The 8,420-nt window shown below is 35.3% G+C and carries 9 protein-coding genes; 3 read left to right on the top strand and 6 right to left on the bottom strand.

Annotated elements, in window-relative coordinates:
- The first annotated feature begins 38 nt into the window (after window positions 1–38).
- Window positions 39–326: a GNAT family N-acetyltransferase gene (locus DRF57_RS23015; RefSeq protein WP_047486103.1), complete on the top strand. Its 288-nt coding sequence runs from the start codon at window positions 39–41 to the stop codon at window positions 324–326.
- Here DRF57_RS23015 and DRF57_RS23010 read toward each other — a convergent pair whose 3' ends face one another.
- Window positions 327–1,424, bottom strand: coding sequence for an MBL fold metallo-hydrolase (locus DRF57_RS23010; RefSeq protein WP_115921083.1), 1,098 nt, complete (start codon window positions 1,422–1,424; stop codon window positions 327–329). It lies immediately after the preceding gene.
- A gap of 172 nt (window positions 1,425–1,596) precedes the next feature.
- On the opposite strand from DRF57_RS23010, the gene DRF57_RS23005 reads away from it, so the two are divergent.
- The gene (locus DRF57_RS23005) at window positions 1,597–3,135 is read left to right on the top strand and encodes a S41 family peptidase (RefSeq protein WP_115921082.1); all 1,539 of its coding nucleotides are present in this window, start codon (window positions 1,597–1,599) and stop codon (window positions 3,133–3,135) included.
- A 38-nt stretch (window positions 3,136–3,173) separates the two neighbouring features.
- Here DRF57_RS23005 and DRF57_RS23000 read toward each other — a convergent pair whose 3' ends face one another.
- The 5 genes from DRF57_RS23000 to DRF57_RS22980 all read right to left on the bottom strand — a co-directional run bounded on the left by DRF57_RS23000 (window position 3,174) and on the right by DRF57_RS22980 (window position 7,701).
- Window positions 3,174–3,764: a hypothetical protein gene (locus DRF57_RS23000; protein WP_047486108.1), complete on the bottom strand. Its 591-nt coding sequence runs from the start codon at window positions 3,762–3,764 to the stop codon at window positions 3,174–3,176.
- Window positions 3,765–3,793: 29 nt separating this feature from the next.
- Entirely contained in the window at window positions 3,794–4,288 is a 495-nt protein-coding gene (locus tag DRF57_RS22995; RefSeq protein WP_047486109.1) for an RNA polymerase sigma factor, read from the bottom strand.
- Between the two features lie 286 nt (window positions 4,289–4,574).
- Window positions 4,575–5,393, bottom strand: coding sequence for a hypothetical protein (locus DRF57_RS22990; protein WP_115921080.1), 819 nt, complete (start codon window positions 5,391–5,393; stop codon window positions 4,575–4,577).
- Window positions 5,394–5,404: 11 nt separating this feature from the next.
- Window positions 5,405–5,914 (bottom strand): RNA polymerase sigma factor, encoded by a 510-nt coding sequence (locus DRF57_RS22985; protein ID WP_084087737.1) that lies wholly within the window; start codon window positions 5,912–5,914, stop codon window positions 5,405–5,407.
- A gap of 158 nt (window positions 5,915–6,072) precedes the next feature.
- Window positions 6,073–7,701, bottom strand: a complete 1,629-nt coding sequence (locus tag DRF57_RS22980) for an NADP-dependent glyceraldehyde-3-phosphate dehydrogenase (RefSeq protein ID WP_115921078.1) — start codon at window positions 7,699–7,701, stop codon at window positions 6,073–6,075.
- A gap of 243 nt (window positions 7,702–7,944) precedes the next feature.
- Between DRF57_RS22980 and tpx the strand changes: the two genes are divergently transcribed.
- Window positions 7,945–8,420 (top strand): thiol peroxidase (gene tpx, locus DRF57_RS22975; protein WP_394363985.1); only part of this gene is annotated, 476 nt, incomplete at its 3' end.

The raw sequence follows: 8,420 nt of genomic DNA, 5'->3' as shown, positions 1-8,420 counted from the left end.
AGATGTGTATAAGAGACCAGAACTAAATCTCAGTAATTATGGAAAATATAAAATTTGAAGTATCTCCTTATCAGGATGAATTGCAGCTCCTCATTGATGAAGAAAAAGTGGGTTATATGTCCATAGAGATCGACGGAAGGTTACTGATCGTATATTATACCAAGCTTGATGAAGCACGCGAAGGCCAGGGATATGCCAAGCTGTTATTGGATGAATTGGTACGGTATGCGGAAGAAAAAGATTTACTGGTAGACCCGGAATGTGATTTTGTACGTCAGCAGTTTGAGAATCATCCTGCAAGGTATAAAGATATCTGGCATGCATAATCAGTCTTCCCACCACGCGCTAAACTGGTGATCTGATTGATTCAGATCAACGACCTCTCCAATTCTTGGAGTAAGGATAGATAAGTTTTTTTCTTTTCCAAGACTTGTTATTTTCTGTAAGGGTTCGTTCCAGGGATGAAGAGCCAGTGCAAATTTAGCAGCATGTACCGGAATAATATGTTTTGCTTTTACGTCAATACTCGCCTGAATTACGTCTTCAGGTAAAGTATGAATATATCTCCATGCTTCACCATATTGTCCATTTTCAAGAATGGCATAGTCAAAAGGTCCATATTTCTCTCCTATCATTTTAAAGTGAGAGTCGTACCCACTGTCACCTCCTAAGAATATCTTTTTCGTTGGGGTTATCAGCACATAAGATGCCCAGAGTGTATCATTCTGTTTTATTCTTCTCCCGGAAAAGTGTCTTGCCGGAGTGAAGATGATTGTAGCATTATTTTTTAGTTTAATCTCAGTACCCCATTCTTCTTCAATAAGTTTATTTTCCGGATATCCCCATCTTTCCAAATGTGCTCCTACGCCAAGTGGTACAATAGCCATACCTGTTCTGTCTTTAATAGATTTAACAGTAGGATAATCCAGGTGATCAAAATGATCATGGGTAATAATCAGATAATCCAGCTCGGGAATATCTTCCGGCTTAAAAACATCAGCTCCTTTAAAGGCTTTATTGAAATATTTAAAGGGTGATCCATACAAGCTGAGAACCGGATCAATTAAAAAAGAAATTCCATCAACCTGCAGATAATAGGAAGAATGTCCCAGCCAGACCATTACATCCTGATTTTTATCAATGCTTTTTAAATCTGTATGAATGGAAGGAATATCTTTCAGGGGCTTTAGTAAAGGATCTTTCTTACCCAGAAAAAAGTCATAAGTAACTTTTGACATTTTGTAGCCCTCAGCAATTGATGGAGTGTGGCTGATATTCTGAAATTGTTTTTTTCTGTAAAGTTTTGATTTTTTGATACGCTCCAGCCGTTTTCCTTTGGGTACAGCTCCAAAGGCTTTCCCATTGATCACTACATAAAAAACAGCAAGCAGTACAGCTATCCCTATAATAATCCAATACATCATCTGTTATAATAAAGATCAAATGTATTGACTTTTCATTTTAAATAAAAATATAAGTAATAAAGCTCTATTTTTTTAACTAAATTTATAAAGTCAATCCAAAAATTTATCATTCATTTAAGTGATGATTAATTTAAATCTTTCTATTTTAGCAGCTTAAAAAAACTCAAAGACATTGAAAAATTATTCGGCAATATTGCTTTTAGTTCTATTATCGTCATGTTCTTCTATCAGAAAACATAACGAACAAAGAGCTTCATGCATTCCTCCGGAACAGCTTAAAGAAGATGTAGACTATGCTTATTCAAAGCTTCAGCAGATGCATCCTCAGTTATACTGGTATATCCCTAAACAGGAACTGGACTATAAATTTGACAGCCTTAAGCAAACTATTACCGAACCCCTTACTCCCCTTCAATTTTATTTCAAATTCCAGCCTGTCATTGCAAGTATACGTGAAGGGCATCTTTCTTTAAGAATTCCCAGAAAGAAATTTACAAAGCAGGAAATCAAAAAACTAGAACATACAAAAGGGTTGTTCAGCCGTTTTGAATACTATATCGATGATGACCATATGTATATTGTTCAAAATAAAGATGCTATCGAAGATATCAAACCGGGAACGGAAATTGTAAAGATTGACAATATTGCAGTTTCAGACTATATCAAAAAATACAGAAGTCTGATCAGCAGTGACGGATACAATACCACTTTTCATTCTTATTTTTTAAAGGATCTGTTTTTTAACTTTTATACTGCAGAAAACGGTCTTTCTAATACAGCCACTATCGAAACACTTTATAAAGGTGAAAAACACACGTATACATTAACCAGGGAATCCAAATCAGAAACTGATCTTGATAAGGATAAGGAAATGAAAAAGAGGACTCAGGAAAAGAAGGTCAATGATTATGTAGCTGCCAGCAATTCTTACAACAGGAGTTTTAAATTCCTGGATAAAGACAGCAGTATTGCCTACTTACAGGTAAAAAGTTTTTCCCGGGATTATTCTGATAAATTTTACAAGGAAACTTTTGCTAAAATAAAAAATGCCAAGTCTCCTTATCTTATCATTGATGTCCGCAACAACTATGGAGGTTCTCTTCACGAGATCAATAATCTGTATTCTTATTTGACCGACAAGCCTTTTACGCTAATAAAGCCGTCTCAGGTGACTTCGAAAACAACTCCTTTAAGAACCAATTATTTCAGGAAAAGTACTCCTTTAGAATATGCTTTCAAAAGTATTGCCTATCCCAGTTACTTTTTTGCCCAGGCTTTCAGTACTTATAAAAAGGATGGAAAGACCTTCTATAAAATGAAGGTAGACAAACCTACCAAACCTAATAAAGAAGCTTTCAACGGAAAAGTTTTTGTACTGATCAACGGAGGAAGTTTTTCGGCCTCCTCTATCATTACAGCAAAACTTAAAAGTGATAAGAGGGCAACCTTGATTGGGGAAGAAACAGGAGGTGCCAACGATGGAACGGTGGCCGGATTTTATTCTTACCAGCAACTTCCCAATAGCCAAATAAAGTTTCCCATAGGATTACTTCTTGTACAGCCGAATATCGACTTCCAGGACAGTAAGAAAGGAGTAACCCCCGATATTGTCATTAAAGAAAGCATGCAGGATATTATTGATAAAAAAGATCCGCAGCTAGACTGGATAAAGAATGAAATAAATCTGGAAAAAGAAAAATCTTCCCAGTAAAAATGACTTCGGCGGGCTTTCAGCCCGCCGAAGTCATTTTATTTCTTTAGTTCATTTAAAAGACCTTCAATACGTTGGATATGCCTTCCATAATAACGGTGAAACCACAGTCTTCCGGATAAAAACAATACAAATAACCCTATAATGACCGAGCCTATCAATATAACAGCAATTTTTGTCTCGCTTAAAGGTTTGGGCCAGGGGATAAACTCCAGGACGATAAGTATTTCGCACACCAGAAAAGGAGCAAAACTGATATAATAAGAAAGGTAATACTGTTTATTTAAATTAAACTGGGTAACCAGATCTTTCAGGGCATCATAGGTCTTCAGTTCCGTATTGCTTATCTCATTGTATAGTTTAAAAAATTTACTAAAAAAGAAAACCGTGACAATAAGCATAGAAGCAATTAATACGGTAATATACAACTGAAGCTTAAAAGGTCGGCATACCGAGCAAACCATAAAGGCAAAAATAAAAATCCCTATTATCCACCAAAACTCCTGACGCATATTTTTACGCATTTTTTCAAGTGGAAGATTAATTTTATTTCTTTGCTCAATGCTTATCTCCGGGGTCTCCTCTGTAATATCATCATTCCAGGTATTTTTCAATTCGTCTATATTCATTGGTTTGTTGATTTAATGATTATTTAAATTTAATTTGAGCCTAAAATATCTTTAAGTTTATTTTTTGCTCTGTTCATTTTCACCCTTACGTTTCCTTCAGAAATACCCATCTGTTCAGCGATTTCTTTTCCTGAAAAATCTTCCAGATAATAAAAAATAAAAGCTTTATCAATAGGATTCAGCTGATGAATCGCTTTATACATTTTAGCTAATCTTTCCTCTTTATGATAGTCATACTCCTCCTGGGCTATGATATAATTGGAAAAGTCATTATTAGTAATAAAACTTCTTCTTTTCTCAGATTTAAGGAAAATAATAGCGGTGTTTAAAGCAATCCTGTAGAGCCAGGTTGAAAATTCACTATGCCCGCGAAAGCTGGGATATGCTTTCCAGAGCTGGTATGTAATTTCCTGAAAAAGATCATCCCGGTCTTCTTTTTCAGACATATACATCTTAGAAATCTTAAAAATGATTCCTTTATGTTTTGTTATCTTATTCAAAAACTCTTGCTCTAGTGGGGCCATAGCTTGTTAGTCTACAGAGTTAGTTTCGGTTTAAAAAAAATGTTACAGAAATTTAGAAAAAAATAAAAAAACCTGACAGAAATTCTGTCAGGTGCCTCATTGTGTGTGTTTTTTAATCTTACTCAATAGCTATTTGTTCCAATAGTATCTTGTCCGAAATAATAATTTTCACAGTTAGTAGAAAAAAAACGAAAATGTTACATTTTTTTTCTAAAAATCTACCATAAAAACCTTAATACATTGATTTACAACACTTACCATTTATTGATTTCGGAGAGAAAAAACGTTAATTGAGCTGGTCTAAAGCTTTTTGCAAGGTATTCACATTAATAAAATCAAGTTTTGCACCTATAATGATAAAGACTAAAAGAACAAGCGTCAAAAACAAAATAATGAATATATAGACTGATACAAACCAAATTACTGTATTCAGAATGTTTCCTTTAATTCCAAACTTATTCATAAAAAATCTCTGAGAACGTTCAAACCACGATTTTTTCTTCTTTACCGCTATGGGAACATTATCTATTCCGTTAAGCTCATCGATCAGCTGTATAACATCTTCTATATACCTTCCATACATATAATAGATCCAATATTTGATAATAAAAAAGACCAGTAAAAGGGTAATAAGAAAACTGATCCCGAAAATAGCCAGGTTATACTCCATATCAAAATGGAAATTAACTTTAATCAGAGATAAAAGGAAGGCCAGCGGGATATAGGAGATATAGTATGAAATATAAATTTCCTTTGATATTAAAAGCTGAGCTTTTAAATTAAAAAGATCATAATTGGTATTGATACTGTTTTTTTGTAATAATTTGTAAAGTATAAGAAAACGGGAGTAAAAATAAACAATAAAAGCAACCGTCAAAACAGTGACGAAAGTGGATATCGTTTTAATATTAGAATCAGGAGAAGCAAAAGGAAAACTGGTCAATAGCATGGGCAATGTAATAACCATCAGCCAAAATTCAGTTTTCATATTGATTTTCAACATTTGCAACGGAGAATGGATCTCACGCTGTTTTTCCAAAGAAATTTCAGGCGGTTCCTGCCTGTTATCTTTACTCCAAAGATCTTTAAAATTGTCTAGCTCCATGTTATTACGGTTTAATTTGAACCAGATTGCTGTTTACCAATAATCTCTTTTAATTTCGCTTTTGCTCTTTTAAGTTTTACTCTTGCATTCACTTCGGTAATTCCTAATTGAAGGGCTATTTCTTTTCCGGGAAAATCTTCCAAAAAGAAAAAGATCAAAGCTTTATCAATTGGACTCAGCTGATGAATCGCTTCATACATCATCTTCATATTCTGGTCATCTGTATCATTATAAGGCTCCTGCTGAGCCCCTAATCCATCCACATTTTGGTTCCTGATAAAACTACGCTTTTTTTCACTTCTCAGAAATACAATAGCCGTATTAAGCGCAGTTCTATACAGCCATGTAGAGAAATCACTCCTTCTCTGGAAATCTCCATATGATTTCCACGCCTGGTAAATGATCTCCTGATAAAGATCATTCTGGTCGTCCCAGTTATCCATATACATTTTAGAGATCTTGAAAATAACACCTTTATGTTTTTCAATTTTCTCTAAAAATTCTTTTTCCAGTGAAGACATGATTTACAAACTAATCCTTAAAGTAACATTTCAACAAAAATGCAACTTTCATGTAACACAAAAACTAAAATTCCAGCCTTTAAGTTAAAAAATCCTTAAAAAATAAAGAAGTTTATTAAGGATTTTTATTTTATGTTAAATCAGGATCAGAATTTCATCTAGAAAATATAATCTGTGCTTAAAAAGTTGGAATCATGATCTCTAACAATAGTATTGAGTAATTCTTTGTTGGATTCCGTAAGTTTTGCTGCTACCAGAGATCTTATGGAGAATGAACGAAGGGCATCAAAAACTGAAAGTGTACCTTCGGCACTGTCTTTTCTTCCGGTAAAAGGAAAAACATCGGGTCCACGCTGTGCCTGACAATTGATGTTAACACGGCTTACAAGATTCACAAATGGATCAATCAATCTGGAAACTTCCTGTGGATCTTCACTGAAAATGCTCACCTGCATCCCATGAGAAGCATTCACCTGATATTCTATAGGTTCTTCAATCTCTTCAAACGGTACTACAGGAATTATAGGTCCAAATTGTTCTTCATGATACAGTTTCATCTCACTGTTCACAGGATAAACCACCGCCGGGAATACAAAAGATTCTTCGGTATAGCCTCCCTGTGTATTTAAAACTGATGCTCCTTTTGCCAATGCATCATCAATACATTCTTTTAAATAAGGAGGTTTATTCACTTCAGGAAGTGGAGTTACCTTTACATCTTTTTCCCAGGGAAGTCCCGGCTTTAGAGCAGAAACAGCCTCACTTAGCTTGGCCGTAAACTCTGCTGCAATTTCTTTCTGAACAAATATCAGTTTTAATGCAGTACAACGTTGTCCGTTAAAGGAAAGTGCCCCCAGAATACATTCACTCACGGCCACGTCAAGGTTAGCATGTTTAGTAACAATAGCGGCATTTTTAGCATCCAGGCTTAGAATAGCCCGTAAACGGTTAACTTTCGGATGTAATTTCTTCAATCCATTCGCTACTTTACTGGAACCAATGAAAGCCAGTACATTCACCTTTCCGCTTTCCATAATCGGAGTGATGATTTCCGAACCCTTTCCATACAGCGTGTTCACGGTTCCTTTTGGGAAAGCTTCTTTAAATGCATTCAACAGAGGATAATGAGCCAATACTCCATGTTTCGGTAACTTAAATAAGATTGTATTTCCCATGATCAGGGCAGGAATCAGTGTAGTAAAAATCTCATTCAAAGGATAATTGAACGGCCCCATACTCAAAACAACACCCAATGGTGCTCTTCTGATCTGCGCGATCGTTCCTTCAGCCTGCTGAAAACGGGAAGACTCCCTGTCAAGATCTTTTAATGCATCAATCGTCTGGTTGATATAATCTACAGTACGGTCAAATTCTTTGGTAGAATCAGCCAAGGTTTTCCCAATCTCCCACATGAGTAATTTAATGACCAGATCACGCTGCTGAATCATCAGGTATACGAATTTCTGCATACATTTTATTCTTCCTTCCACAGACATGGTAGGCCACTCTCCTAATCCGTTATTATATGCTTTTACACAGGCATCAAGAACTTCCATTGCTTCTGCCGGTCCTATATTCGGAATACTTCCCAGCAGCTTCCTTTCCAATCCGTTTTCTGTGGGAATACAAACCGGCGAATAGATATTCTGCATTTCCCCTTTCCATTCTACCAGTTCTCCATTAAGCAGATATTCCTTCTGATGGATCTCGGGAACTTTATATTCTTCGGGAATTTCATTTTCACTTTTAAAAATATCCTGAAATGACGATGTGCTGTTCGAGTTCATATTTTCTAAAATTTTAATAATTTGAATGTAATTTTTGAAGAATAAAGGTAGATGTAAAAAACGATTTTAGAATCTATGGTTTAATAGATTTGTTCTATTTGCAAGCTGTTTGAATGAAAATTAACCCAGCCAACTGAAAAAAACAATATTTTTGTTAAAAATAAATTTTCAATGTTTTCAAAAATAGTTTTCAGTACGTTGTTCTTTTTCTCAGCAATTGGTTTTGCTCAAAAATCTAAAGCCATCAATACTGTTTTGTTAAAAGGAACGCCAGTTCGTACTTACTCCAAGTTACCGGATGTACACAAACCGGCACCCAAATTCACCCTTACGGATGTTAATATGAATGACCAGAGCTTGGATGCTTATAAAGGGAGGTATGTGATTCTGAATATTTTTCCAAGTGTAGACACGGGAGTTTGCTCAGCATCTGTTCATCATTTCAATGAGGAAGCAGGAAATCTTCCCAATACGGTAGTTCTTTGTATTTCCAAAGACTTACCTTTTGCTCAAAAAAGATTCTGTGGAGCTGAAGGGATCAACAATGTGGTGATGCTTTCGGATTTCCGTTCAGATTTTGGATGGAATTATGGGGTAGAGATGATAGAATCTTCTATGAAAGGACTTCTCAGCAGGGCTGTTGTAGTGATTGATCCTTCAGGAAATATTATTTATGAAGAGCAGGTACCGGATATTTCTCAGGAACCTAATTATGAAGC

It is taken from the genome of Chryseobacterium rhizosphaerae (assembly GCF_003385455.1).
GTDB classification, from domain to species: Bacteria; Bacteroidota; Bacteroidia; order Flavobacteriales; family Weeksellaceae; genus Chryseobacterium; species Chryseobacterium rhizosphaerae.
This window is presented reverse-complemented; position numbering and strand designations above follow the sequence as displayed.